This is a genomic window from Rhodococcus mengyinensis (assembly GCF_048381435.1).
In the GTDB taxonomy this organism is placed as follows: Bacteria; Actinomycetota; Actinomycetes; order Mycobacteriales; family Mycobacteriaceae; genus Rhodococcus_F; species Rhodococcus_F opacus_D.
Map to the genome: position 1 here is coordinate 121,540 of NZ_JBLWIT010000156.1, position 25,659 is coordinate 147,198.

At 68.5% G+C, this 25,659-nt stretch carries 28 protein-coding genes; 14 read left to right on the forward strand and 14 right to left on the reverse strand.

The features are described 5' to 3' along the window. Positions 1 to 424 precede the first annotated feature (424 nt). The 6 genes from ndk to ACNJ7E_RS41780 all read right to left on the reverse strand — a co-directional run bounded on the left by ndk (position 425) and on the right by ACNJ7E_RS41780 (position 6,909). Positions 425 to 844 carry a nucleoside-diphosphate kinase gene (ndk, locus tag ACNJ7E_RS41755; RefSeq protein ID WP_005248085.1) on the reverse strand — a complete coding sequence of 140 codons (420 nt, stop codon included), beginning with the start codon at positions 842 to 844 and terminating at the stop codon, positions 425 to 427. Between the two features lie 18 nt (positions 845 to 862). Further along, positions 863 to 1,273: a DUF4233 domain-containing protein gene (locus tag ACNJ7E_RS41760; RefSeq protein ID WP_009474023.1), complete on the reverse strand. Its 411-nt coding sequence runs from the start codon at positions 1,271 to 1,273 to the stop codon at positions 863 to 865. Continuing rightward, on the reverse strand, positions 1,270 to 2,697 hold the full coding sequence (gene folC / locus ACNJ7E_RS41765; protein ID WP_005261300.1) for a bifunctional tetrahydrofolate synthase/dihydrofolate synthase: 1,428 nt from the start codon (positions 2,695 to 2,697) through the stop codon (positions 1,270 to 1,272). Before folC ends, ACNJ7E_RS41760 begins: the two co-directional genes overlap by 4 nt. Further along, positions 2,694 to 5,402: a valine--tRNA ligase gene (locus tag ACNJ7E_RS41770; RefSeq protein ID WP_280782389.1), complete on the reverse strand. Its 2,709-nt coding sequence runs from the start codon at positions 5,400 to 5,402 to the stop codon at positions 2,694 to 2,696. The genes folC and ACNJ7E_RS41770 overlap by 4 nt, the downstream gene beginning before the upstream one ends. A 55-nt stretch (positions 5,403 to 5,457) precedes the next feature. After that, a complete protein-coding gene (locus ACNJ7E_RS41775; RefSeq protein ID WP_009474026.1) occupies positions 5,458 to 5,610 on the reverse strand; it encodes a hypothetical protein in 153 nt (50 codons plus the stop codon). A gap of 138 nt (positions 5,611 to 5,748) precedes the next feature. Beyond that, positions 5,749 to 6,909, reverse strand: a complete 1,161-nt coding sequence (locus ACNJ7E_RS41780) for a CdaR family transcriptional regulator (RefSeq protein WP_280782388.1) — start codon at positions 6,907 to 6,909, stop codon at positions 5,749 to 5,751. 141 nt (positions 6,910 to 7,050) lie between these two features. Between ACNJ7E_RS41780 and ACNJ7E_RS41785 the strand changes: the two genes are divergently transcribed. From ACNJ7E_RS41785 to ACNJ7E_RS41800, 4 genes are read left to right on the forward strand one after another with little or no spacing between them, the layout of a single operon-like run. Next, positions 7,051 to 8,475, forward strand: coding sequence for a sodium:solute symporter family protein (locus ACNJ7E_RS41785; protein WP_280782387.1), 1,425 nt, complete (start codon positions 7,051 to 7,053; stop codon positions 8,473 to 8,475). Continuing rightward, a complete protein-coding gene (locus tag ACNJ7E_RS41790; protein ID WP_280782386.1) occupies positions 8,472 to 8,621 on the forward strand; it encodes a hypothetical protein in 150 nt (49 codons plus the stop codon). Before ACNJ7E_RS41785 ends, ACNJ7E_RS41790 begins: the two co-directional genes overlap by 4 nt. Next, entirely contained in the window at positions 8,614 to 9,024 is a 411-nt protein-coding gene (locus ACNJ7E_RS41795) for a RidA family protein (protein ID WP_418342546.1), read from the forward strand. The genes ACNJ7E_RS41790 and ACNJ7E_RS41795 overlap by 8 nt, the downstream gene beginning before the upstream one ends. Further along, entirely contained in the window at positions 9,021 to 10,298 is a 1,278-nt protein-coding gene (locus ACNJ7E_RS41800; RefSeq protein ID WP_283354212.1) for a D-amino acid dehydrogenase, read from the forward strand. Before ACNJ7E_RS41795 ends, ACNJ7E_RS41800 begins: the two co-directional genes overlap by 4 nt. Positions 10,299 to 10,423: 125 nt before the next feature. On the opposite strand, the gene ACNJ7E_RS41805 is transcribed toward ACNJ7E_RS41800, so the two are convergent. Both ACNJ7E_RS41805 and mihF read right to left on the reverse strand, forming a co-directional pair. After that, entirely contained in the window at positions 10,424 to 10,882 is a 459-nt protein-coding gene (locus tag ACNJ7E_RS41805; RefSeq protein WP_280782383.1) for an SRPBCC family protein, read from the reverse strand. Positions 10,883 to 11,035: 153 nt separating this feature from the next. Then, a complete protein-coding gene (mihF, locus tag ACNJ7E_RS41810) occupies positions 11,036 to 11,347 on the reverse strand; it encodes an integration host factor, actinobacterial type (RefSeq protein ID WP_005248100.1) in 312 nt (103 codons plus the stop codon). Between the two features lie 218 nt (positions 11,348 to 11,565). Here mihF and ACNJ7E_RS41815 point away from each other — a divergent pair, with 218 nt between their 5' ends. The 3 genes from ACNJ7E_RS41815 to ACNJ7E_RS41825 all read left to right on the forward strand — a co-directional run bounded on the left by ACNJ7E_RS41815 (position 11,566) and on the right by ACNJ7E_RS41825 (position 12,642). Next, complete coding sequence (locus ACNJ7E_RS41815; protein WP_280782382.1) at positions 11,566 to 11,706, forward strand: hypothetical protein; 141 nt, start codon at positions 11,566 to 11,568, stop codon at positions 11,704 to 11,706. Between the two features lie 60 nt (positions 11,707 to 11,766). Continuing rightward, a complete protein-coding gene (locus tag ACNJ7E_RS41820; RefSeq protein ID WP_418342547.1) occupies positions 11,767 to 12,318 on the forward strand; it encodes an HNH endonuclease in 552 nt (183 codons plus the stop codon). Between the two features lie 63 nt (positions 12,319 to 12,381). Then, complete coding sequence (locus ACNJ7E_RS41825) at positions 12,382 to 12,642, forward strand: WhiB family transcriptional regulator (RefSeq protein WP_105414978.1); 261 nt, start codon at positions 12,382 to 12,384, stop codon at positions 12,640 to 12,642. Between the two features lie 30 nt (positions 12,643 to 12,672). Here the strand turns inward: ACNJ7E_RS41825 and ACNJ7E_RS41830 are convergent, their stop codons facing one another. The 3 genes from ACNJ7E_RS41830 to ACNJ7E_RS41840 all read right to left on the reverse strand — a co-directional run bounded on the left by ACNJ7E_RS41830 (position 12,673) and on the right by ACNJ7E_RS41840 (position 16,463). Then, positions 12,673 to 14,721 carry a S9 family peptidase gene (locus ACNJ7E_RS41830; RefSeq protein WP_418342548.1) on the reverse strand — a complete coding sequence of 683 codons (2,049 nt, stop codon included), beginning with the start codon at positions 14,719 to 14,721 and terminating at the stop codon, positions 12,673 to 12,675. 48 nt (positions 14,722 to 14,769) lie between these two features. Continuing rightward, entirely contained in the window at positions 14,770 to 15,777 is a 1,008-nt protein-coding gene (locus ACNJ7E_RS41835; RefSeq protein WP_418342549.1) for an iron-siderophore ABC transporter substrate-binding protein, read from the reverse strand. A 62-nt stretch (positions 15,778 to 15,839) separates the two neighbouring features. Next, on the reverse strand, positions 15,840 to 16,463 hold the full coding sequence (locus ACNJ7E_RS41840) for a GNAT family N-acetyltransferase (RefSeq protein ID WP_280782377.1): 624 nt from the start codon (positions 16,461 to 16,463) through the stop codon (positions 15,840 to 15,842). A gap of 129 nt (positions 16,464 to 16,592) precedes the next feature. On the opposite strand from ACNJ7E_RS41840, the gene fdhD reads away from it, so the two are divergent. After that, positions 16,593 to 17,420, forward strand: a complete 828-nt coding sequence (gene fdhD / locus ACNJ7E_RS41845) for a formate dehydrogenase accessory sulfurtransferase FdhD (RefSeq protein ID WP_418342550.1) — start codon at positions 16,593 to 16,595, stop codon at positions 17,418 to 17,420. A gap of 10 nt (positions 17,421 to 17,430) precedes the next feature. On the opposite strand, the gene ACNJ7E_RS41850 is transcribed toward fdhD, so the two are convergent. Continuing rightward, positions 17,431 to 18,072: a 3-oxoacid CoA-transferase subunit B gene (locus ACNJ7E_RS41850; protein ID WP_009474040.1), complete on the reverse strand. Its 642-nt coding sequence runs from the start codon at positions 18,070 to 18,072 to the stop codon at positions 17,431 to 17,433. Further along, on the reverse strand, positions 18,069 to 18,818 hold the full coding sequence (locus ACNJ7E_RS41855) for a CoA transferase subunit A (RefSeq protein WP_005248111.1): 750 nt from the start codon (positions 18,816 to 18,818) through the stop codon (positions 18,069 to 18,071). Before ACNJ7E_RS41855 ends, ACNJ7E_RS41850 begins: the two co-directional genes overlap by 4 nt. A 152-nt stretch (positions 18,819 to 18,970) precedes the next feature. On the opposite strand from ACNJ7E_RS41855, the gene pcaH reads away from it, so the two are divergent. Genes pcaH through ACNJ7E_RS41885 form a run of 6 tightly spaced genes read left to right on the forward strand, consistent with a single transcriptional unit; the run spans position 18,971 to position 24,947 of the window. Continuing rightward, positions 18,971 to 19,684, forward strand: a complete 714-nt coding sequence (gene pcaH, locus ACNJ7E_RS41860) for a protocatechuate 3,4-dioxygenase subunit beta (RefSeq protein WP_247250296.1) — start codon at positions 18,971 to 18,973, stop codon at positions 19,682 to 19,684. Next, positions 19,684 to 20,325 (forward strand): protocatechuate 3,4-dioxygenase subunit alpha, encoded by a 642-nt coding sequence (gene pcaG, locus ACNJ7E_RS41865; protein WP_280782375.1) that lies wholly within the window; start codon positions 19,684 to 19,686, stop codon positions 20,323 to 20,325. The genes pcaH and pcaG overlap by 1 nt, the downstream gene beginning before the upstream one ends. Positions 20,326 to 20,353: 28 nt before the next feature. Continuing rightward, positions 20,354 to 21,706: a 3-carboxy-cis,cis-muconate cycloisomerase gene (pcaB, locus tag ACNJ7E_RS41870; RefSeq protein ID WP_418342551.1), complete on the forward strand. Its 1,353-nt coding sequence runs from the start codon at positions 20,354 to 20,356 to the stop codon at positions 21,704 to 21,706. After that, positions 21,703 to 22,905 carry a bifunctional 3-oxoadipate enol-lactonase/4-carboxymuconolactone decarboxylase PcaDC gene (gene pcaDC / locus ACNJ7E_RS41875; protein WP_418342552.1) on the forward strand — a complete coding sequence of 401 codons (1,203 nt, stop codon included), beginning with the start codon at positions 21,703 to 21,705 and terminating at the stop codon, positions 22,903 to 22,905. The genes pcaB and pcaDC overlap by 4 nt, the downstream gene beginning before the upstream one ends. Next, positions 22,902 to 23,699, forward strand: a complete 798-nt coding sequence (locus ACNJ7E_RS41880) for an IclR family transcriptional regulator (protein WP_280782372.1) — start codon at positions 22,902 to 22,904, stop codon at positions 23,697 to 23,699. Before pcaDC ends, ACNJ7E_RS41880 begins: the two co-directional genes overlap by 4 nt. Before the next feature lie 36 nt (positions 23,700 to 23,735). Continuing rightward, positions 23,736 to 24,947 carry an acetyl-CoA C-acetyltransferase gene (locus ACNJ7E_RS41885; RefSeq protein WP_037226308.1) on the forward strand — a complete coding sequence of 404 codons (1,212 nt, stop codon included), beginning with the start codon at positions 23,736 to 23,738 and terminating at the stop codon, positions 24,945 to 24,947. Positions 24,948 to 24,969: 22 nt separating this feature from the next. Here ACNJ7E_RS41885 and ACNJ7E_RS41890 read toward each other — a convergent pair. Continuing rightward, the coding region (locus ACNJ7E_RS41890; RefSeq protein ID WP_418342553.1) for an aromatic amino acid lyase at positions 24,970 to 25,659 on the reverse strand (690 nt) is incomplete at its 5' end.

Sequence of the window (25,659 nt, forward strand, 5' to 3'; positions counted from 1 at the left end):
CGTGTCTGGGGGTGTCACGCGGCCACGCGAGGGCGCAGTATGTGTACTCGCGCCCCAGATGTGAGCGCGAGATTGTCTGGTCTCGCTCCACACAGCGCGTGCAGTGTCCGTTTTCACTGCACACCCATGTAGTGCCTTGCGGATGGCCGTCGTCCGCGGCGCGAGCGCCTGATCATCCAGCGTGCCGAAACGCCCAGGTATTTCCTGTTGACGCAGGGGCAGCGATGAAGGGCATCGAGCCGTGGTGTCATCCGGTCGAAGCCACGTGGTGCACAAATTGCGGTCCGACCACCCTCAGTATCCCACACGTGTGCCGCAGTCCGTGCCAGCGGCGCACGTATCGGTCTGGAACATGTTCCGCACGCGATGGCGCCGCCGGCCCGGAGGGCAGGCCGTTGGGTCGAGGGGTGGGTGGAGAGGTAGATCAGTTGGCGGCGAGGTGCGGGAACCAGAGGGCGATCTCGCGCTCGGCGGACTCGACCGAGTCGGAGCCGTGCACCAGGTTCTCCTGGGCTTCGAGCCCGAAGTCACCGCGAATCGTGCCCGGAACGGCCTTCTCGACGGGGTCGGTGCCGCCGGCGAGCTGGCGGAACGCCGCGATCGCCCGGGGACCTTCGAGCACTGCAGCGACGAGCGGGCCGCCGGTGATGAATTCCAGCAGGCCCGGGTAGAACGGGCGGCCTTCGTGCTCGGCGTAGTGGGCGGCTGCGATGTCGCCGGGAGCGGTGCGCAGGTCGAGCGCGGAGATCGTCAGACCTTTCCGCTCGATACGACCGAGGATTTCTCCTACATATCCGCGGGCAACGGCATCGGGCTTGATCAGTACAAGGGTGCGCTCAGTCACGGCGCACAGCCTAAATGGTCAGCCCCGCTGCCCCGGCAGCAGGCCCCGCTCCATTCTCTGGCGGACGTTACGGCGGAAGTAGAGCAGGTATCCCCACAGGATGGCGAAGACCACTCCGACCGAACCGATCGACACGTGGACGAAGAACCCGAGTAGCAGCCCCACCTGCAACAACAGGTTGTACTTCATCGCCCAGGGGCGGCCCTGCAGGCCCGCCCCGAGGATCATGAGCACCGCGAGCCCCACGAGGTAGGTTCCGGACCACCAGGTGAGTCCGCCGCCGACCGTCGCGACGACCGGCAGGGCGAGAAGCACCACGATGGCTTCCAGGATCAGAGATCCCGCGACCACACCGCGGAATCCCTTCCACGGGTCCTTGGTCGGCGGTCCGAACTCCGGTTCCGAAGCATTCGAGTCCGGCTCGCTCACGCTGGGTCCTTTCCGAAGAGGGTGCGGGCCGCACCGGCGGTCACCACGGATCCGGTGACCACGACGCCCGCCCCCGATACTGCCTCACCGGGCTCGGCGACCTCCTCGGCCAACCCGATGGCCGTTTCCAGCGCATCCGCGAGTGTGGGTGCCACGACGACGCGTTCGTCGCCGAACTTGGCGACCGCGAGGTTGGCGAGATCGTCGACGTCCATGGCCCGTGCCGAACCGTTGTTCGTGACGACGAGCTCGTCGAACACCGGTTCCAGCGCCGACAGGATGCCGTCGACGTCCTTGTCCCCCATCACGCTGACGACGCCGACCAGCTTGCGGAAGTCGAACTCGGCGGTCAGGGCGGCGGCGAGTGCACGCGCCCCGTCCGGGTTGTGGGCGGCGTCGAGGAAGACGGTCGGGGCGCTGCGCACACGTTCGAGCCGGCCCGGATTGACGACCGAGGCGAACGCCTCCCGGATGGCCTCCTGGTCGAGCTGCCGTTCCGGGCCCGCACCGAAGAACGCCTCCACCGCGGCGAGCGCGAGCGACGCGTTACGCGCCTGGTGCTCCCCGTGCAGGGGCAGGAAGATGTCGGTGTAGACCCCGCCGAGGCCCTGCAGCTCGAGCTGCTGGCCGCCGACGGCAATCTGCCGGGCGAGCACCGTGAATTCGGAGCCCTCCCGCGCGACCGCGGCATCCACCTCGACGGCCCGGCGGAGCAGCACCTCCATCACTTCCGGCGTCTGCTCGGCCAGGATCGCGACGGCGTCGCGGGGCACCAGCGCGTCCTCGCGGCCCTTCTTGATGATGCCGGCCTTCTCCTCGGCGATCCCGGCCAGGTCGTCGCCGAGATACTCGGCGTGATCGAGGCTGATCGGGGTGATCACCGCGATCTCGCCGTCGATGACATTGGTTGCGTCCCAACGCCCGCCGAGACCCACCTCGACGACGGCCACGTCGACGGGCGCCTCCGCGAACGCGGCGTACGCCATCGCGGTGAGCACTTCGAACTTGCTCATCGCGGGGCCGCCGGCCGCCTGCGACTGCTGGTCGATCATCTGCACGTACGGCTCGATCTCCCGGTACGTGTCGACGTACCGGCGGGGCGACACCGGGCGCCCGTCGATGCTGATGCGCTCGGTGGCGAGTTGCAGGTGCGGGCTGGTGGTGCGGCCGGTGCGCCGGTGCAGCGCCGTGAGCAGCGCGTCGATCATCCGCGTCACCGACGTCTTGCCGTTGGTGCCGGTGACGTGGATGGCGGGATAGCCGTGCTGCGGCGAACCGAGTACGTCCATCAGGGCCGCGATCCGGGTGAGGGACGGCTCGATCTTCGTCTCGGGCCACCGCTTGTCGAGTTCCGCCTCGACCAGTGTCAGCTCCGCGAGGTCGACAGGACTGACTTCCTCCGGCGTGAAGTCGGGCGAGGTCACGCGCCTTCCAGCTCCTTCAATCGCTTGGTGATGCGTTCGATTTCTTCCGTCGCGATCTGCTGACGCGTACGGATCTTGTCCTTGACGGCGTCGGGGGCCTTGGCCAGGAACGCCTCGTTGGACAGCTTGGCCGTGGTACCGGCGAGTTCCTTCTGCGCGGCCGCGAGGTCCTTCTCCAGCCGGGCCTTCTCGGCGCCGAGGTCGACGTTGCCGGACGTGTCGAGGTCGACGGTGACGGTCGCCTTGCTCAGGCGCACCTCCACCGACGCGGACACCGCGAACCCGTCCTCCGGGTCCGTCAGGCGCGCCAGCGACGTGACCGCGGCGAGCTGTGTGTCCAGATCGGCCTCGGCGATGCCGCTGATCCGTGCGGGAACCCGCTGCGAGGGCTTGAGACCCTGATCGCTGCGGAACCGGCGCACCTCGGTCACCAGTCGCTGCATGTCGTCGACACGCTGCGCCGCAACCGCATCCGCGGCCGCCTCGCTCGACTGCGGCCACTGCGCCACGACGACGGATTCACGCTCGGTGAGCGCCGTCCACAGCGTCTCGGTGACGAACGGGATCACCGGGTGGAGCAGGCGCAACAGGGCGTCGAGGACGTTGCCGAGCACGGCCCTCGTGTTCGCCGCGACCGTGTCGCTCTCGGCGAACTGCACCTTGGCCAGCTCGAGGTACCAGTCGCAGACCTCGTCCCACGCGAAGTGGAACAGCGCCTCGCACGCCTTGCTGAACTCGTACCGGTCGAATGCGGCGTCGACCTCCCCGCGCACCTGCTCGAGACGGTCGAGGATCCACCGGTCGGCGTCGGTCAGCTGGTCGCGTCCGGGCAGCGGTGCCGGCGCGGCCCCGTTCATGAGGGCGAACTTGGTCGCGTTGAACAGCTTGGTCGCGAAGTTCCGCGACGACTGCGCGTGGTCCTCGCCGACGGACAGGTCGCTGCCGGGGTTGGCGCCGCGGGCCAGCGTGAAGCGGAGCGCATCGGCGCCGAAGCGGTCGACCCAGTCGAGCGGGTCGATGCCGTTGCCCCGCGACTTCGACATCTTCTTGCCGAACTGGTCGCGGACGAGGCCGTGCAGGAACACGTCCTCGAACGGCATCTGCGGTCCGGACTTGCCTTCGCTGAACACCCCGTCGCTTCGCTCGCCCCGCCCCGTGATGGCGTCGTCCTCCGACACATACGTGCCGAACATCATCATCCGCGCCACCCAGAAGAACAGGATGTCGTAACCGGTGACGAGAACACTTGTGGGATAGAACTTCTCGAGCTCGGGCGTCTTCTCGGGCCAGCCCATGGTCGAGAACGGCCACAACCCGGAGGAGAACCAGGTGTCGAGGACGTCGGGATCCTGCACCCATCCCTCGGGTGCGGTCTCGTCCGGTCCGAAGCACGCGACCTCGCCGTCGGGGCCGTACCAGATCGGGATCCGGTGACCCCACCACAGCTGACGCGAGATGCACCAGTCGTGCATGTCGTCGACCCAGGCGAACCACCGCGGTTCCTGACTGGCCGGGTGGATGACCGTGTCACCGTTGCGCACCGCGTCACCGGCGGCCTTCGCGAGGGACTCGACCTTCACCCACCACTGCAGCGACAGGCGCGGCTCGATGGACTCACCGGTGCGCTCGGAATGCCCGACGCTGTGAAGGTAGGGCCGCTTCTCCGCGACCACGCGACCCTGCTCGGCGAGCGCCTCGCGCACCTTGACGCGCGCCTCGAAGCGGTCGAGACCGTCGAATTGCGTTCCCGTGTCGGCGATCTTGCCGGTCTTGTCCATGATGGTCGGCATCGGCAGGTTGTGCCGCAGGCCCATCTCGAAGTCGTTGGGGTCGTGTGCGGGCGTGATCTTGACGGCGCCGGTGCCGAACTCGGGATCGACGTACTCGTCCGCGATGATCGGGATGTCGCGCCCCGTGAAGGGATGCTCGAGCGTCGTCCCGATCAGGTGCTTGTAGCGCTCGTCGTCGGGGTGGACGGCCACGGCGGTATCACCGAGCATCGTCTCGACACGGGTGGTCGCGACCACGACGTGCGGCTCGTCGTCGTTCAGCGAGCCGTACCGCAGCGAGACCAGCTCACCCTCGACGTCCTCGAACTTCACCTCGATGTCGGAGATCGCCGTCTGCAGCACGGGCGACCAGTTGACGAGACGCTCGGCCCGGTAGATCAGCCCGTCGTCGTACATGCGCTTGAAGATCGTCTGGACGGCGCGGGACAGCCCGTCGTCCATGGTGAACCGGTCGCGGCTCCAGTCGACGCTGTCACCGATCCGGCGCATCTGGCCGCCGATGGTGCCACCGGACTCGCGCTTCCAGTCCCACACCTTGTCGATGAACAGCTCGCGGCCGAAGTCTTCCTTCGTCTTGCCGTCGACGGCGAGCTGCTTCTCGACCACGGTCTGCGTCGCGATGCCCGCGTGGTCCATGCCGGGCAGCCACAGCACCTCATAGCCCTGCATCCGCTTGCGGCGGCTCAGCGCGTCCATCAACGTGTGGTCGAGCGCGTGACCCATGTGCAGGCTGCCGGTCACGTTCGGCGGCGGCAGGACGATGGAGTAGCCCGGCTTGTCGCTGTGCGGGTCCGCGCGGAAGTAACCGGCGTCTACCCAGCCCTGATACAGATCGTCCTCGACGGAACTGGGGTCCCAGCTCTTCGGAAGGGCATCGGCACGGTTCTGGGGATTTTCTGGAGCTGCACTGGTCACCCATCGAGTCTAATGAACGCGCGGACGACCGACGACGGGGCTACCGTCCGCCTCGCTACTGGTCGCTGAACAGGGCGCGGTGCACCTCGGTGGCGGTGCGATGCTCCGGGTCGACGGGGCGCAGCGCCTCGCCGGCATCCTCGCCGCCTGCCTGGGATCCTGCGGTGCTGTGCAGCTCGGAGAAGAGCTGCACGTGGTGGTCGTTCAAGGAATTCCTCCGGTTCGTCTGCCGCATCCAGTGCGGCAACCACTCGAGAATGTCGAGTATGCATCGAAAACGCCGCCGATCGGCGGCGACACGGCGACGGGCGCGCCGGTGAGGTTCACACACACGCCGGCAGTAGGCTCAGCCGGCCCGCTGTGCCACCACACAGGCGAGGTAGAGCGTCATACCCAGACCCGGTTCGTCCAGCGGGCGACCGAGGAGCCGGGCGATCTTGTCGAGTCGGTTGGCGAGGGTATTGCGGTGGACGTGCAGCCGCTGCGCCGCCCGGCTGGAGTTGAACCCGCACTCCCCCCACGCGATCAGCGTCTCCTGCAGGTGCGGCCAGTCGTTGTCGGCGGCCAACGCGCCGAGCACGGCCCGTGACAGTCTGTCACGGGTTTCCGCGGGTATCACCGAGACGGCCTGATGGAGGCGGAACCGGTCGATGTCGTAGACCTGTCCGCGCGGGTCGAGAACCGCGCCGAGCCGGAGCGCGTCGTACGCGTCCTGGGACGAGAGATTGAGCTGTTCGACCCCGTGCGCGATGGAGCCGATCCCCACGCGGGTGTCCCATCCCCGTTCACGAACCAGGGACACATACTTCCGGCACCGGTCCGTCAGAGCCGCATCCGCCGCGGGCGTCCGTGCGGTCACCACGGTGGTGACCGCGACGACCTGCCTGGCGAGCGGCGCGACCAGATCGGTCGCGGAGTCGAAGGCGTCCTGCACGGCGCGCAGGACCTTGTGCGACACGGGCTGCCCCTGGACCGCGACGTCGTCGGAGTGACTGTCGTAGCTGATCAGCAGCATGACCCGGGGAAGGCGCAGGTCGTATCCCAGACCCGTTGCCCGCCGGACGATCTGGGTCTCGGTGAACGTGGAGCGATGCCAATCACAGATGTCGCGGAGCAGTTCTTCCGCTGCCCGCTCGTAGGTCAGCCGCGTACCGATCCGCGAGGCCTCCTGCATCAGGATTTCGGTCTGCCGCTTGACCACGAGCCCGAATTGCTCGACCTGCTCGGGCGAACCGGACAGCCCGATCGTGCCCACCACGTCACCGTCGATGACGAGCGGAATGGTGACGCCGGGCAGACTGCCGACGAGGTCGCGGACGTCCGCTGCCGAATGCGCGATCATGCGCCGCGCACGGATCACCTCGATCGATGCCTCGTGGAATTGGCCGATACGACGTTCGTCCCCGCTGCCGACCACCGTGCCTGCCGCGTCCGTGATGAGCACGTTGAACCCGATGACGTCGGTGATCTCGTTCGCGATCTGTTGCGCCAGAGCCTCACTCAGCATCGACAGTCCTTCCGAACCCTGCGAGGGGTTGTGCATATCGCACAATCAAGTATCGCTTCCAGTGTATATCAAGGTCAACTTGCCTAGTGACCGCGGTCACATGCCGTTCCTACGATGGGTTCATCCCAACTAGGAGTTCACATGGCAATCCTCGACTGGATACTTCTCGGTGCCTACTTCCTGCTACTCGTCCTGATCGGCGTCCAGACCATGCGACGCGTCAAGTCGCCGGACGATTTCGCCGTGGCAGGCAACCGAATCATCTGGCCGGTCTTCTTCGGCAGCCTGGCCGCAGCGTTCCTCGGCGGCGGAGCATCGCTCGGTGTCGCCGGCGCCGCGATGCGTGACGGCTACGTGTACATGTTCGCCTTCTGCGCATTCGGCGTTCAGACGGTGCTCGTCGGCTACTTCGTCGCGCCCAGACTCAAGAATTACATCGGCGCCCACACCCTCGGCGACATCATGGAGGTCCACTACGGCCGGCCGGCGCGATTGGTGACCGGCATACTGTCCGTCGTCTTGTGTGCCGGCATCCTGGGCGCCCAGGCCCTGGCCATCGGTACCGTCGTCAACGCCACCCTCGACGTGCCCACCGTGCCCGCGGTGATCATCGGCATGGGAGTGGTCGTTCTCTATTCCTCGTTCGGTGGGGCGTGGGCGGTGATCCAGACGGACCTGTTGCAGTTCGTCTTCCTGGGAGTGCTCCTGCCGGTGGCGCTCCTCATCGGGCTCGACGCCGTCGGCGGACCGTCGGCTCTCCTGGACAGCGTTCCCGCCGAGCATCTTTCGTTCATGGGTGACTACTCCCCCGCACAGTTCCTCACGCTGTTCGCGGCACTACTGCTCGGCGAGACGCTGGTCCCGCCGTACGCGCAGCGGACGTTCTCCACCCCCGACTCGCGGCACGCCCGTAAGGGTTACGCACTGGCCGGGTTCTTCTCGTTCTTCTTCTTCTTCACCTCGGCGTCTCTCGGGTTGATCGCACTCGTCCTGTACCCGGACATCGAAAGCGATCAGGCGCTACCGACCGTGGTGATGAATCTGATGCCGGTCGGCGTTCTCGGGTTGGTGGTGGCGGCGCTGATGGCGGTCGTGATGTCGACGGCGAGTTCCTACCTCAATTCCACCGCCGTCGTCCTGACCAAGGACATCTACCAGCCCCTCAGCCCCACCGAGCTGCCGCCCTCGAGGCGGCTCACCATCGAGAGGGCCACCAGTGTCGTCGTCGGTGCCGGGGCGACCATCTTCGCCCTCAGCGTTCCGTCCATCGTCGACGCCCTTCTCTACAGCTACACACTGTGGGCTCCGACGGTCATCGTTCCGTTGTTCGGCGCGGTGCTGTTCGGCGTGCGGTCCGCGCCGGCGGCACTGTCGGCGATCACGGCGGGCGCGATCGTCACCGCGGTGTGGCAGTGGGGCCTCGACGCTCCGTTCGGACTGGATGGGCTGGTGCCCGGCGTCGTCGCCAACCTCCTCGTCTTCGTCACGGTCGCGACGGCCACCTCGTCCCGCTATCCGCGCCGGCAACAGCCTGCCGTCCGCGTCACCGAAGGAGAATTCGCATGATTCCCGTCCTCCTCTATTACGGGGTACCCACCGCCGTCGTCACCGTCACCCTGTGGGTCGGATTCCTCGGCTGGCGCTTCTACGTCAAGGAAGTGCTCCGCGGTGACAGCGGTGGCGCCACAGCGGGCGAGCGCGACCATGGATGACATCGTGGACGTCCCCGGGGTGACCACCGGCACCAGCCCGTACCCGTCGGCGCGCAGGGTCGGCGACCTCGTGTTCGTCTCCGGCCAGGTCTCGTTCGACGACACCGGCAACGTCGTCGGTACCGATGTGGTGGAGCAGACACGTCACTCCCTCACACGACTCGACAGGGTCCTCGCCGCGGCCGGCGCCACCCTGCACGACATCGCCTCGGCCACGGTGTATCTCGCGAACCCCGAGGACGCCCCGCGTTTCAACAAGGAATGGATGCGCTGGTTCGCCGCAGACCACCGCCCGGCCAGGGCAACGGTGGTCGCAGCCCTGCTGGACCCGCAGCTACTCGTGGAGATACAGGCCGTCGCCGTCACGGGCCGGGGCTCGACCGAAGGAAAGGAAGCGGAATGAAGGTGGCAGTTCTCGGAGCAGGGGTCGTCGGTGTGGCGACCGCCCACGCTCTGGTCGAGCGTGGACACGAGGTGCATGTATACGACCGGCGCAGCGAGGTCGCGTCCGACACCAGCGCGAGCACCGCCGGATTGATCGCCCCCGGTCACTCCTACGCGTGGGCGTCGCCGTCGGCTCCCACCATGCTGGTCCGATCGTTGCTCGGCGCGTCGACCTCGATCCGTGTCCGCCCCCGGGCGGACGCCGAACTCGCCCGGTGGGGTGTGCGATTCCTCCGCGAGTGCACGGCCTCCCGGGCGCGGTCGAACACTCTCGCGAAGCTCCGACTGGCCCGGTACAGCCAGCAGCTGATGGACGAACTCACCGCCCGCGAGAACCTGGAGTACTGCCAGACACGCAACGGCGTGCTGTACCTGTACCGGGAGGAAGCGGAACTCGAGCACGCGCAGGTGAACTCGCAGCTGCTCCGCGACCACGGACAGCAGCAGGACGTGCTGGGACCGGAGGAGATCGCGGCCGCGGAGCCCGCCCTCCGGCACGGGACGGCCACGTTCGCGGGGGCGATCCACGACCGCACCGACGGCACCGGCGACCCGCACCGGTTCTCGGTGGGGCTCGCCGAGGAATGCGGACGGCTAGGGGTCCGGTTCCACCTGGGCACGTCCGTCATGCGCCTCGAGACCGACGGCGCGGCCATCACCTCGGCCGTCACCGACCGGGGCGACATTCGCGCGGATGCCTTCGTCCTCGCCGCGGGGGCCGCAAGTGCTCTCGTCGCGAGGAGTGTCGGTCTGCGGCTACCCGTCTACCCGGCCAAGGGATACACGCTGACCGCGACCGTCAAGGACCCCGAACGCGCACCGGTGGTGGGCGGCATCGACGAGAAGACACTCGTCGCCTGGTCGCGGTTCGGTGACGAGCTGAGAATGTCGGCCACCGCGGAATTCGTCGGGTACGACCGCAGTCACTCGCCCGCCGACTACGCGGGCATCGTGGACGCGGGGAACGAACTGTTCCCCGGCGCCGTGGACTGGGACACGGCCAGATACCGGACGGGCCTTCGCCCGATGACGCCCGACGGCCCGCCGATGATCGGGCTGGGACGGCACGACAATCTGTACTTCAACACCGGTCACGGTCACGTCGGCTGGACCATGGCGGTCGGCTCGGCCCGCATCCTCGCGGATCTCGTGGACGAACGGCGACCGGACATCGACCCGAGTCCGTACTCCCCGATTTCGTCGCGCCGGCATCCGAGCGGACGAGGCGCGTAACGAAATGCACTGACCCGACGACTATCCGAGCGTGCCTCCCGAAACGGCGGCGCACCGACCTCGCTGACCGCAACCCCCGACTGCGGTCAGCGAGGTCGACACATCAGCGCGACAGATGCTTCGCGCTAGCCGCTTTCGGCGTCACGCTTGGCGAACGCCAGTTGCATTTCCCAGCCCTCGATATTGCCTTCGTAGGCGGCCGCGCGGCGCTCGGCATTCGGGTACAAGGCGGCGAATCCGGTCTCGACGACGCGGAGGAGCGTGCCGCCGTCCCGCTCCGACAGGAAGAACTCGACCAGGGTGGACGTGCCCTCCACGAGCGGCTGCGCGGGATCGTCTCCCCCACGGAACGAGACGTAGTGCGGTGCGTCGGACGTGACGGGAAGTATCGGGAAGCGCCCGTACGGGGGAAAGTCCACGACGAAGACGTCGCCTTCACGTGTGGTGGTCGTCTTGCCGGGTTCGCCGTCGCCGATGAACCAGCCGGGTTCACTCACCAGCCGGAACACCCGCTCGATGGGGGCGTCGATCTGAATCTCGCGCTCGATCCTGTCCTGGGATGCGTCCGGAACGCTCATGATCATCCTCACCTCTCGACAATGTGCTACCTCACGGTTGCACATCGGCGGACATTTGCGCAACCGTCAGGTTGCACTAGCGGGGGTGGGGGCAGGAAAGACGCGTCCGGGCGCCCGCCGGTCGCCGGAAGGCGATGGGGCGGGCACCCGGGGAACGTGTCAGCTGAAGTGCGCCAGCAGGGCGTCGCGCTGACGGTCGCCGAGGCCACGGAGGCGGCGCGTCGGAGCGATCTCCAGGTTGGCCATGATCTCCTGGGCCTTCACCTTGCCGATCTTCGGCAGGGCTTCCAGAATGGCGCTGACCTTGGTCTTTCCGATGATGTCGTCGACATCGGCCTTGGAAAGGACCTGCTTGAGGGTGATGTCACCGGACTTGAGCTTGTCCTTGAGCTCTGCGCGTGCCTTACGAGCGGCGGCGGCCTTCTCGAGAGCTGCTGCCCGCTGTTCGTCAGTGAGCTGGGGAAGTGCCACGATGTCTCCTTCATTCGGGGTACGTATCGAACACCGTAGCGAGAGAACCGCTACTTCACCGCATCCATCGGACGTGTCGCGGATCCTGTCCGATTCGACACGCCCCGCTCACGGGTCCGACGGCGCGGAAAATACCAGGACGCGGGCCGTGCGCTGTGTCATGCTCGACGTGTTCCGATCGGTTCAGTTCACACGTCGAGTTCAGGAAGGACGTAGCGATGCGCGCACTGCCCACAGCCCACGCAGCCCGGTTGCAGCCGTCACGCACGGGCATCGCCTCCTCCTTCCCCGTCGGCAGGCAAGGCGAACGCGGGATCATGCCCGCCCCGAAGACCCACCGCACCGCCAGCCACGCCTGACTCGACTTCCGTCGGCCGGCGTGCCCCCACCGCCGCGAACCGACAGAACCGAGATCTCCCGTGAGGCACTTCTCCCGCAACCCACCCGGCAGCACCCTCGACGCCCGCAACTGGTCGCGTGCGGATGTGCTGGTCCTCAATGTGACGTACGAGGCCCTCTGCGAGATTCCCGCCGAGCGCGCCGTCGTGCTGATCAGTGTCGGTGCGGCCGAGACGGTCGCGGATCGGGAGCCGCCGTTCCCGATCCGCTCGCAGCACGTCGAGATCAGCCTGCCGCAGACCATCCGCCTGCTGCGTTACGTCTACGTCGCGCGCTCCGTGCTGGTGACCGACAGCAGCCGCGCGACGTTCGCGGGCGTGTTCCGCCGCGACCGCAATCGTTGCGGCTACTGCGCCGAGCCGGTCGCGACGACCATCGATCACGTGCTGCCGAGGAGCCGCGGTGGCCCGAACACCTGGGCCAACCTCGTGGCCTGCTGCGTCCCCTGCAACCAGAGGAAGGCCAACCGCACACCGGAGGAGGCAGGAATGCCGCTCCTCTGGGAGCCGAAGGCGCCCCGGCACATCGAAAAGGCGCAGCGGCAGATCTGGAGGGATCTCGCGGCGGTCTGACCGCGAGACCCCCACACCCGCCTTCACCCGACCGACCTTCTCCCGGGAAGGGGAGATTTCCCGATGACCGACGTCCTGGACACGACCCTGTCCACCCTGCTGCCTGCCTCCGACGACCCCGCGGGCTGGGTCGACGCCGCGTGTCGCGCCGACCCCGAGCCGGACCGGTGGTTTCCGTTCCCGACCGAGGATTTCGCGTACGCGCGCGACGTGTGCCATCACTGCGCACTGCGGACGCGCTGCGAGCTGTTCGCCAGGGCCACCGGTCAGTCCGGCGTGTGGGGTGGCAAGGAATTCGATCGGGGTCGCGAGAAGCGGGCGTGACTTCGCCTCGGCGCGGCCCCGGTCCGCCGGCTACCGGCCCAGGATCTCGGGCAGCGCGACGTCCTCGCCCCGCACGTGCTCGGAGAGGAACGAGAGCACGACCTGGTACCAGACCTTCGCGTTCTGCGGGGTGAGGATCCAGTGGTTCTCGTCCGGGAAGTAGAGGAAGCGGTGTTCGGTGCGACCCTCGTCGTCCGCGGGCAACCCCGACTCGGACAGCAGCTCGAACCACAGCCGCAGCCCGTCACCGATCGGAACGCGAAAGTCCTTGTCGCCGTGGATGACCAGCATGGGGGTCACGATGTCCGCGACGTACAGGTGCGGCGAGTTCTCCACCGCCATCTCGGGCGTCATCTCCCGCTGCCAGTACCAGGCGGCATCGGTGGTGGGGCCGAACTGGTCCAGCGCCCACAGGCTGGCGTGGGTGACGATTGCCTTGAACCGTTCGGTGTGTCCGGCGATCCAGTTGGCCATGTAACCGCCGAACGATCCGCCCATCGCCGCGGTGCGCTTCTCGTCGATCTCCGGCAGTGCCACCGCGGCGTCGGTGATCGCCATGAGATCGGTGAACGGGGTCTTGCCCCACTTACCCCAGCCCCGCTCGACGAACTCCTGCCCGTAGCCGGTGGACAACGCCGGATCGGGCAGCAGCACGGCGTATCCCCGCGCCACGAGCAGCCACGGGTTCCATCGCCACGACCAGGTGTTCCACGACCCCAAGGGGCCGCCGTGCACCCACAGCGCGAGGGGAACCGGCGCGTGGGCAGAAGCGCCGGTCGGCACCGCGAGCCACGCGCGCACCGCGGCGCCGTCGGCGGCGACCGTCTCGACCTCCGTCAGCGTCCCCGGCAACTCGGGGAGGTCGGCGGGCGCCTTCAGCAGTGAGACGGCGCCGGAGGTGATGTCGATGCGCACCGGGTGCGGCGGCGCCGCGTACGACGCCCGCAGCGCGAACACCGTCGACCCGTCGGGGGCGACCTGCAGGTCGGTGTACGCGCAGTCGTCGGTCGTCACCCGAGTGGGGTCCGCGCCGTCACGGAGCAGGAAGATCGGCGCGCGCCCGCGGTCGTCGGCGGTGACGAGGAGCCCCGACCCGTCGGACAGCCAGACCACGGACGTGGCCCACCGGTCCCACCCCGGCGCCACCTCGGTGACGGTGCCACTGTCGAAGCTGTAGCGGTGCAGCGTGAATCGCGGCGCGGAGTCGGGTGTCGCATGCGATTCCCGCGTGAACACGACGTGCCGTCCGTCCGGGGAGATCACCGGGTCCGACAGATCGGCGTCGGCGTCGTCGACGAGGATCGTGCGCGCCCCCGTCTCGGTGTCGATGCGCACGAGGATGTTCCGGATCGACGCCAGCGGACCGGGAACCGTCCACGACGTCACGACGAAGGCGCCGTCGTCGCTCAGCGCGTAGTTCGCCTCCCGCAGCGCCGGACCCGGCATCGGGGTGAGGTCGGTCAGCTCCGGCTCCTGCCCGTTCTCCGCGAGCGCGTCCAGTGAGGCGGACAGGAGGTGGGGCACCTCGGGACCGAGATCGTGGTCCCAATAGCGGATCGGGTAGCCCGTGTGCAGGATCGCCGAGACCTTCTTCTCCTTGCGCTCGGTGCGCACCCGCTCGTCGTCGGCGGACTCCCCGGATCTCCCGAGAACCCCGGTGGTGACGACGACCCGCGGCGCGCACCGTGCGGCGCGGACCCCGGTGATGCCGCCGCCGCGGCGCGCGACGACCACCGCCTCGCCGCCCCGCGCGGGCAGTCGCCACAGGTCGTCGGGAAGGTCGTCCTCGTCCTGCGTCGGACGGGAGGACGTGAAGAGGAGATCGCCGTCGCTGGTGAACGTCGGGTTGGACTCCCCGCTGCGGCCACGGGTGAGCCGGCGGGCCGCGAACCCGCCGGTGGGATCGATCTCCCACAGCGCGGTGACGTACTTCGTCGCCTTCTCGTCGAGCGTCGACTGCGCGACGACCAGCCTTCGCCCGTCCGCGGACAGCGCGAGGCCGCCGACGCGGCCGAGCGCGAGGTAGTCGTCGAGGTCGTCGAAAGGAGTTCCGGCGTGGAGTTCAGGAATCGCGGTCACGAGTCGTTGGTATCACGAACCGGGCTCACACCGTCGGACATCCGCGTCTCAGACGAGCAGGGGCGCGACCCGCGGCGGGATCTCGTTCAACGCGTACGGCAGGCTCAATACGGTGCTCCACGCCATCGCCTCGGCAGCGGCGTCCTCGAGCGTGATCGTGCGGCCGGCCTTCACCACGTCGAGTTCCTGATAGATCGGTGTCTTGTCGAGTTCCGCGCGCAGCTTGTCGCCGTAACCGCCGCCTGCGTACCAGACGAGGAGATCGACGTTCGCGAGCGACAGCTGCTCCGTGCTGATCTCGGCGAAGTTGCCGGTGATCTGCTCCGTCACAGCGGGATTGACGAAGCCGAGTTCGGTGAAGAAGCGGACCTTCGGGTCCTCCGGACCGTACACACCGAATTGCCCGGGACCCTTGAGCGCGCCGACGAGGACGGTCTTTCCCGCGAACGCCGGGTTGGCGGCCCGGACGTCGTCGAACTGCGTCTCGACGGAGGACACGAGCTCGGCAGCCTTGTCCTTCTTGCCGAGCGTCTCGCCGAGAATCCTCGTCTGGTCCTGCCACGGGACGCCGAAGTCGGCGAACTCCTTGGGCTGCGCGACCGTCGGCGCGATGGCGCTCAGCTTGTCGTACTGGGCCTGGGTGAGGCCGGAGTAGGTACCGACCACCAGATCCGGGGCGACCGTCGCGACCTTCTCGAAATCGATGTTGGTCGACGCCGTGCCCACGATCTCGGGCTGCGCGTCGCCGAGGAGGTCCTGCGCCCACGGCCACACGCCGTAGGGGTAGTCGCCGTACCAGTCGAACGTGCCTGCCAGCGTGCCGCCGAGCGCGAGGATCGTGTCCTGGTCGTTGTAGCCCACGCTGACGATGCGCTGCGGGTCGGTCGGCACCTGGGTCTCGCCGTACTTGTGGGCGATGACGGGGCCGGACGGCTCACTGCCGGAGCCGTCGCCGTCCGAGCTGCTGCAGGCCGCGGCGAACGCGAGCAGCGCTCCCCCGGTGCCCACGAGGAATCCGCGTCGGCTCAGGCCGATCCTCTGTTGACCCACGTTCATGCGGCGACCCTCTCGTCTACCAGGTACTACGAACCACTTAGGTAAGGCTTGCCGAGCTTAGCCTAAGGGGTCGCGCGGACGGGTTCGCGCCACATCGCCCACAGCGTCGGCCCGCCGTCCGGGATCCGTATCTCGCCGGTGACGTCGAAGCCGAACCGCTGGTAGTAGGAAATGTTGTCTTCCTTGCTCGACTCCAGATATGCCGGGAGCCCCTCGGCATCACATCGGTCCAGCCGCGACCGCAACAGCGCCTTCCCGTAACCGCCGCCCCGTCCCGCGTTCGACGTCCCGATCGTCGCCAGATACCAGTGCACGGGATCGACCGGGTGTGCGTCCTCGACGGTTCCGCTCACCGCGGCCCCGACGCCCAGCCGCGAGCCGAACGCGCGGACCAGCCCCGGCAGGCTGAGGAGCGACGACAACGTCGACTGCTTCCAGCCGCCGGGCGGATCCCACATCGCGGCCCCGCGGACCACGCCGTCGCCGTCCTCGGCCAGTTCGGCTCCGCCCCCGGCCAGATGGTGATGGCGGATCTCCACCGCGAACAGTCGCGGCAGGCCGCGCCGCCTGCGCTCGGGATCCGGCCACATCCACACCATCACGGGGTCGTCGAAGAACGCGTCGGCCAGGACGCGCGCCAGTTCGGGGATGTCGGATCCGGTCGCCGCTCGCACGCTCACACCCATGTCCAGAGGGTACGGGCACACCAGGCGGGCGCGCCGGAACGACTGGCCGTCGCGCCCGGTTCGGGGCCACTATGGACCCATGACCCGCCCCTCGTCCGCACGCAGTCCGCTCGAATCCGGCGGCAGGTGATGGGCCGCGTCACCGCGCGCCGCCCGGTCGTCCGCATCACCGAGCACGGAACGACACGCAGACCCGATTCGCTGGCCGTCGAGGAACCCCTCGAGATCCGGGTCGGCGGCCGTTCGCTGTCGGTGACGATGCGCACGCCGGGCGACGACATCGATCTGGTGCACGGGTTCCTGCTGACCGAGGGCATCGTCGAGAGCCGCGACGACGTGTCCGTCGCCCGCTACTGCGACGGCGTCGACGAGAGCGGAGCCAACACGTACAACGTGCTCGACGTGGTTCTGGCCGAGGGCGTCCCGGCGCCGGGTGGACCGGAACGCCGGTTCGTGACCTCGTCGGCCTGCGGAGTGTGCGGCAAGGCGTCGCTCGACCAGGTCCGGACACGGTCACGATTCCCCTTGTCCGGCAACGACTTGTCGGTGACGGCGGCCACGTTGTCGTCGATGCCGACCACCCTGCGGTCGGGTCAGCGCATCTTCGATTCGACGGGCGGACTGCATGCCGCGGGCCTGTTCACCCCCGACGGCGCACTCGTCGCGCTGCGGGAGGACGTCGGCAGGCACAACGCCGTCGACAAGGTGCTGGGGTGGGCGCTGACACAGGATCGGGTGCCGCTGTCGGGCAGCGTTCTCCTCGTCAGCGGGCGCGCATCCTTCGAACTGGTGCAGAAGTCCGTGATGGCGGGGGTACCGATGCTCGGCGCGGTGTCGGCGCCGTCCTCGCTGGCCGTCGACCTGGCACTGGAATCCGGCACGACGCTCGTCGGCTTCCTCCGTGGGGAGTCGATGAACGTCTATGCCGGAGCCCAGCGCGTGAAGACCGGGGCCTGAGCGGGCGTTTCTAGACGGTGGCGTCGACCAGGAGCGTCGCGCCGGTGGCCGCCTGGACGTCCTCGACGCTGTGGCCGGGAGCGGTCTCGACGAGCCGCAGGCCGTCGGGAGTGACGTCGATGACGGCGAGATCGGTGACGATCTTCTGCACGCAGCGCTTGCCGGTGTACGGCAGCGTGCACTCCTCGAGGATCTTGTGCTCACCCTTCTTGGTGACGTGATCCATCATCACGATGACCTTGCCCGCGCCGTGGACGAGGTCCATCGCGCCGCCCATGCCCTTGACCATGGCGCCCGGGACCATCCAGTTGGACAGGTCTCCGTGGCTGCTGACCTGCATGGCGCCGAGAACGGCCACGTCGACGCTGCCGCCGCGGATCATCGAGAAGGAGTCGGAGGAGGAGAAGAACGCGCCGCCGGGGACCACCGTGATGGTCTCCTTGCCCGCGTTGATCAGTTCGGGGTCGACCTCGTCGTCCGTCGGGTACGGCCCGACGCCGAGGATGCCGTTCTCCGAGTGCAGGATGACGTCCTTGCCGGCCGGGATGTGACCGGGGATGAGCGTGGGCATGCCGATGCCGAGGTTCACATACTGCCCATCCTCGAGTTCGGCCGCGACCCGGGCCGCCATCTCGTCACGCGTCCAGCTCATGCCCGTACCGTCCTGTTCTCGATTCCCGTTTCCTGCTTGCCGACCTCGACCACACGCTGGACGAAGATGCCGGGGGTGTGCACCTCGGCGGGGTCGATCTCGCCGGGCTCGACGAGGTACTCGACCTGCGCGATGGTGATGCGACCGGCGCCGGCGGCGTCCGGGTTGAAATTGCGGGCCGTCTCCCGGTACACGAGGTTGCCGAGGCGGTCCCCCTTCCATGCATGGACCAGCGCGAAGTCGGTGCGGATGGCGCGTTCGAGGACGAAGGCCTCCCCGTCGAACTCGCGCGTCTCCTTGGGCTTGCTCGCCACCGCGATGCCGCCCTGGCCGTCGTAGCGGATCGGCAGACCGCCGTCGGCGACCTGCGTCCCGACACCGGCGGGGGTGTAGAAGGCGGGGATGCCCGCTCCCCCGGCGCGCATGCGCTCGGCCAGCGTGCCCTGCGGAGTGAGCTCGACCTCGAGCTCTCCGCTGAGGTACTGCCGCGCGAATTCCTTGTTGGCGCCGACGTACGAGCTGATCGTGCGCCGGATCCGGTGCTGCTCGAGGAGCAGACCCAGACCGAAACCGTCGGTGCCGCAGTTGTTGCTGACCGTCTCGAGGTCGGTGGCACCTTGTGCGAGGAGGGCGTCGATGAGGACCGAGGGGATACCGACGAGGCCGAAGCCGCCCACCGCGAGGGACGCTCCGTCGGGGACATCGGCAACGGCCTCGGCCGCCGTTGCGAAGACTTTGTTGACCATGTGACCCAGGCTACCGCAAAATGTTCGAGTAGTGAACACCCATCCACATTGCGAACAAATTGCGCCCCGCCTGTTGGCCCCATCACAGAACGCGACTACTATGTGCGAATAGCGGCCAACTGTTCACATCGAGAACGTGAGGATCTTTTTCCATGCTGCATCTGCCAGCCCACCACCACGCCGGGCACGAAGCGAATGCCCCGCTGCTGTTCCCCGAGTACAAGACAACTCGGCTGCGCAGCCCCAAGAACGACCTGATCCTGGTCCCGCAGCGACTCGGCGAGATCACCGGTCCGGTCTTCGGCGACGCCGACATCGCCAAGGGTGAGAACGACATGACCCACGCCAACGGCGGCGAGGCCCAGGGACAGCGCATCATCGTCCACGGCCGCGTCCTCGACAGCGCGGGCAAACCCATCCCCGACACCCTCATCGAGGTGTGGCAGGCCAACGCCGGAGGCCGCTACCGCCACAAGATGGACTCCTGGCCGGCCCCGCTCGACCCCCACTTCAACGGTGTCGCCCGCTGCCTCACCGACAAGCAGGGCCACTACGAGTTCACGACCATCAAGCCCGGCGCCTACCCCTGGGGCAACCACCACAACGCGTGGCGGCCCGCGCACATCCACTTCTCCCTGTTCGGTCAGGCGTTCACCCAGCGGCTGGTCACGCAGATGTACTTCCCGGACGATCCGTTCTTCTTCCAGGACCCGATCTACAACGCGGTGCCCGAAGCGGCACGCGAGCGGATGATCAGCACGTTCGACTACGACCACACCCGCGACAACTGGGCCGTCGGATTCAAGTTCGACATCGTCCTGCGCGGTCAGGACGCCACCCCGTTCGAGGACCCGGAGGGCCACTGATGATCGACACCCAGAACCCCGACGCCCCCCGCTACCCGGTCTTCGCCAAGAGCCAGGACCAGGTGCCGTTCGGTGTCACCCCGTCCCAGACCGTCGGCCCGTACGTCCACATCGGCCTGTTCCCGACGTGGGAGAACAGCGGCGACGCCGTCCCCGAGGATGCGCCGGGACGAATCGACGTGTCCTTCAACGTCATCGACGGCGCCGGTCAGCCCATCGGCGACGCGATGATCGAAACCTGGCAGGCAGATGCCGCAGGACGGTTCAACAGCCCCACCGATCCCCGCGGTGCCGCCGAGGCGACCCCCGCCGGCTTCCGCAGCCTGGCCCGCGTGTTCGCCGACGAGAGCGGCACGATCGTGGTGCACACCGTGAAGCCGGGCGCACTTCCCGCCGAGGACGGCGCCGTCGAGGCCCCGCACATCAACGTCGGACTGTTCGCCCGCGGCATGCTCGAGCGGCTGTACACGCGGCTCTACTTCCCCGAGGACACGGACGCGCACGCATCGGACCCCGTGCTCTCCGCCGTTCCGGAAGCCGACCGCCCCAAGCTGATCGCGGAGAAGACGGATCGCGGATACCACCTGACGATCCACGTGCAGAACACAGAAGGACGGGAAACCCCGTTCTTCGCCCTGTAACCGGTCACAACCCAGAAAGGTGTCGCGCGTGAACTCTCCGGAGCCTTCCCGGGGTGCCCTGTTCGATCCGACGTTCGGTGCCGGCGACTTGTCGGCGCTGCTCTCGGACCGGGCGTGGGTCACCGCGATGGTCGAGGTCGAGGCCGCACTGGCCCGGGCGGAAGCGAAATGCGACGTCATCCCCGCCGCGTCCGCCGACGCCATTTCGTCGGTGTTCGCGCGCGTCGTCGCCGAGGGCTCCGTGGATGTCGGTGCCCTCGGCGAGGCGGCCGCAGGGGGCGGCAATCCCGTGATCCCGCTGGTAAAACTGCTCCGCGGCGAGGTCACGGCCGCCGATCTCGGGGTGCCCGGAAGCCACGTGCACAAGGGCGCCACGAGTCAGGACATTCTCGACACCGCCCTGATGCTGCTGTGCCGCCGGTCGGGTGCGCACATCCTGGCGTCCCTCGACGAGGCGGTGCTGTGCGCCGAGGCGCTCGCACGGGCCCAGCGCGACACCCCGATCGCCGGCCGCACACTCGGCCAGCAGGCCCTCCCCACCACGTTCGGCGTACTCGCCGCGGGGTGGATGACGGCGTTGCACAGGGCTTCCCGTGCACTGTTCGACGCACTGGACGGCCTGCCCGTGCAACTGGGAGGCGCGGCCGGCACGTCCGCTGCGCTCTACCCGCACGGCCTCGACGTCGCCGACGTACTCGCCGACGAACTCGGGCTGGCACGGCAGGACGTGCCCTGGCACACCGATCGCACCCGCATCGCACTGCTCGCGTCGGCGCTCGGAACGGCCGCGGGCGCGGTGTCCAAGATCGCCACCGACCTCGTGTTCCTGTCGTCCACCGAGGTCGGCGAGGTCAGCGAAGGGTCACCCGGCGGATCGTCGGCCATGCCGCACAAGCGCAATCCGGTGGCCGCGATCGCGGCCCGCGCCGCGTCCCGCCGCACCCCGGGACTCGTCGCGACGATCCTCGGCTCGATGGATCACGAGCAGCAGCGCGCCGCGGGCGCCTGGCACGCCGAGTGGGAAACGCTCACGGACCTGCTGCGTCTCACCGGCGGAGCCGTCGCGCGCATCGCCGACTCGCTCGGTGGGCTGAACGTTCACCCCGACGCGATGGCCCGCAACCTCGACATCACCGGTGGCCTGCTCCTCGCGGAACGCGTCACCGGCGCCCTGTCCGCCCGCACCGACAACGCGCGCGACCTCGTCACCGCCGCGTGCGAGACCGGACACCCCCTCGACGAGGATCCGGGGCTCCTCCAGTACCTGCAGGCGGACGAGATCCGCGCCCTGCTCGACCCCGCCGGATACCTCGGCCACGCCCACGACATCGTCGACCGCGCACTGGAGACAGTGGCCCGCGGCCGGGAAGGAACGCGATGACAGTCGCACTCGCACACGAAATCTCCGGACCCCGAAGCGGCGCGGCGGACGCCCCCGTCGTCGTCCTGCTCGGATCGCTCGGCTCCAACCGGTCCATGTGGGACCCGCAGATCGCGGCCCTGTCCGACGAATGCCGGGTCGTCGCCGTCGATCAACGCGGCCACGGCGAATCGCCGGCACCGGACGGTCCGTACTCCGTCCGCGACCTGTCCGAGGACGTCCTCGCCCTGCTCGACTCGCTCGGAGTCGACGCAGCCCACTTCGTCGGACTGTCCATGGGCGGGGCGATCGCCCAGTGGCTCGGCGCGCACACTCCGCGCCGGGTGTTGTCGCTGTCGCTGCTGTGCACCGCCGCGAAATTCGGTGAACCGCAGGCATGGATCGAGCGGGCCGCGGCATCGCGCACCGACGGTCCGGAGTCGCTCGCGGATGCCGTTGTCGCACGGTGGTTCAGCGAGGGGCTCGCCAAGCGTGATCCGGAATTCGTCCGGCACTACCGCGAAATGATCGCGTCGACGTCCCCCGAGGGATACGCCGCGTGCTGCGACGCCCTCGCGGACTGGGATTTCACTGCGGACCTGTCCCGCATCAGCGCACCGACACTGGTGATCGCGGGCGAGGAGGATCCGTCCACCCCGCCGTCGGTCATGCAGATCCTCGCGGACGGCATCACCGGTGCCCAGTTCGAGGTGCTCTCCCCCGCCGCCCACGTCGCGAACCTCGAGCAGGCAGGTGCCGTGACGGCGCTGCTGCGCGAACACATCGTCGGCGGCGGGTACGCGCGCGGACGTCGCGCCGCGCACGCACAGGGAATGACGGTGCGCCGCTCGGTGCTCGGCGACGCGCACGTGGACCGCTCCGTGGCGGGAACCACCGACTTCACGGCACCGTTCCAGGACTTCATCACCCGCACCGCGTGGGGCGACATCTGGTCGCGCCCCGGGCTGGACCACGAGTTGCGGCGACTGCTCACGATCGCCGTTCTCACCGCGGTGGGCAACGAGCACGAACTCGACATGCACATCCGCGCCGCCCTCCGCGCGGGTGTCGACGCCGACACCATCGGTGAGGTGCTCCTCCACACCGCCGTCTACGCCGGTGTGCCCAACAGCAATCTCGGTTTCGCACTCGGCAAACAGGCCCTCGCCGACCTGTCCTCCACCGGCACCGGGCCCACGGAGGAGAATTCGCAGACATGACCGCTACCGAACCGACGGAGAAGATCCTCCCGTCCCCCGACTACGTGCAGTCGCTGGCCCGGGGCCTCGCCGTGATCCGCTGCTTCGACAACCGGAATCAGCGGCGCACGCTCAGTGACGTCGCCCGCGCCACCGACCTGACCCGCGCCACCGCACGCCGATTTCTGCTCACCCTCGTCGAGCTCGGCTACGTGGCCACGGACGGTTCCGCGTTCTGGCTCACCCCGCGGGTTCTCGAACTCGGATACAGCTACCTGTCGAGCCTGTCGCTGCCGGAGGTCGCGCAGCCGCACCTCGAGAGGCTGAGCCACAAGGTGCACGAGTCGTCGTCGGTGTCGATCCTCGACGGCGCCGACATCGTGTACGTGGCCCGCGTGCCCGTCAGCCGGATCATGACGGTGGGCATCACCATCGGCACCCGGCTCCCCGCGTACGCCACCTCGATGGGCCGGGTCCTGCTGGCGGGACTGCCCGACGACGAACTCGACGCGTACCTCGAGAAGCTCGACATCCAGCGGCTCACCGAACGCACGATCACGGCCCGTGACGAGCTGAAAGCTGCGATTCTCGCCGTTCGCGCGGACGGTATCTGCGTTCTCGACCAGGAACTCGAGGCAGGCCTGCGGTCGATGGCCGCCCCGATCCGGGGTGCCTCCGGGCTGACCGTCGCCGCGGTGAACATCTCCACTCCGGCCGCGCGATACAGCCTCGAGGATCTGCATTCCGATCTCATCCCGTCGCTGCGGGTCACCGCAACCGACATCGAACAGGACCTCGCCACCGTCAATCGCTGACGCAGTGCCCGAGGAATCTTCATGAAAGGTCTTTCCATGCGTGACGTCGTCATCTGCGAGCCCCTGCGAACGCCGGTCGGGCGCTTCGGCGGAGTGTTCAAGGACATCACCCCGCAGAGCCTCGCGGCCACCGTCATCACGGCGCTCGTCGAACGCACCGGCATCGAGGGCAGCCAGATCGACGACGTCATCCTGGGCCAGGCGTCCCCGGGCGGGGAAGCCCCGGCCATCGGCCGGATCGCGGCCCTCGACGCCGGACTCGGCATCGACGTCCCCGGCATGCAGGTGGATCGCCGCTGCGGATCCGGTCTGCAAGCGGTCATCACCGCCGTGCTGCAGGTGGCGTCCGGCGGCAACGACCTCGTCCTCGCCGGTGGCGCCGAATCCATGAGCCAGGCCGAGTTCTACACCAACCCGAACATCCGCTGGGGCGTCAAGGGCGAAGGGGTCCAACTCGCGGACCGGCTCGCCCGCGCCCGCGTCACCGCCGGCGGCGCGAACTTCCCCGTGCCCGGCGGCATGATCGAGACCGCCGAGAACCTGCGCGCCGAGTTCGACATCAGCCGTGAGGACCAGGACGCGCTCGCCGTGCAATCGCACCAGCGCGCCGTCGCCGCGCAGGAATCGGGCCGCTTCGCCGAGGAGATCGTCGGAGTGACGGTGCCGCAACGCAAGTCGGACCCGCTCGTAGTCGACAAGGACGAGCACCCGCGCGCCGACACCACGGTGGAGTCGCTGTCGAAGCTCCGTGCCATCCGCTCCAAGATCGATTCCGCCTCCACCGTCACCGCCGGCAACGCCAGCGGGCAGAACGACGGTGCCGCGGTGTGCATCGTGACAACCGCCGAGAAGGCGAAGGAACTCGGACTGAAGCCCCTCGCCCGCATGGCGTCCTGGGCCGTGGCCGGCGTCCCGCCGCGCACCATGGGCATCGGCCCGGTGCCCGCCACGGAGAAGGCCCTCGGTCAGCTCGGACTGTCGCTGTCCGACATGGGTGTCATCGAACTGAACGAGGCCTTCGCCGCGCAGACCCTCGCCGTCCTCCGCAGCTGGGACCTCGACCCCACCGACGAACGCCTCAACCCCAACGGATCCGGCATCTCCCTCGGACACCCCGTCGGTGCCACCGGCGGCCGCATTCTCGCCACCCTCCTGCGGGAGATGGACCGTCGCGAATCCCGATACGGGCTCGAGACCATGTGCATCGGCGGCGGTCAGGGACTGGCTGCGGTATTCGAGCGGGTCTGATCCAGAATCCAGGGGTCTGTCGTCAGGCCAGCGCACCCACGACACCCTCAGCGGTCTCGAGCAACCTGCCCGAGGCCGCGAGGGTGACCGCGGCCTCGATCTCCGGCGCGAGGTGACGGTCGGCCCCCGGTCCGGCGACGTGCTCACGGATCGTGTCCCGCACCGCACCCGTCGCCGGCGACGGCGCCAGCGGGGCACGCAGGTCGAGCGCACGAGCGGCCGTCAACGCCTCGATCGCGAGTACCCGGGTCAGTCCGTCGATCGCCCGGCGCAGCTTCCGGGCCGCCGACCAGCCCATCGACACGTGATCCTCCTGCATCGCCGACGACGGAATCGAGTCCACACTCGCCGGCGCCGCCAGCCGCTTCAGCTCCGAGACGATCGCGGCCTGGGTGTACTGGGCGATCATGTGGCCGCTGTCCACCCCGGGGTCGTCGGCCAGGAACGGGGGCAGCCCGTGATTGCGGGCGACGTCGAGGAAGCGGTCGGTGCGACGCTCACTCATGCTCGCCACGTCCGCGACGACGATCGCCAGAAAGTCCAGCACGTACCCGACCGGCGCCCCGTGGAAATTGCCGTTCGACTCCACCCGCCCGTCCAGCGTCACCACCGGATTGTCGACGGCGCTCGCCAGTTCCCACGACGCCACCCGCTCGGCGTGCGCGAGCGTGTCCCGCGCCGCCCCGGCGACCTGCGGGGCGCACCGCAACGA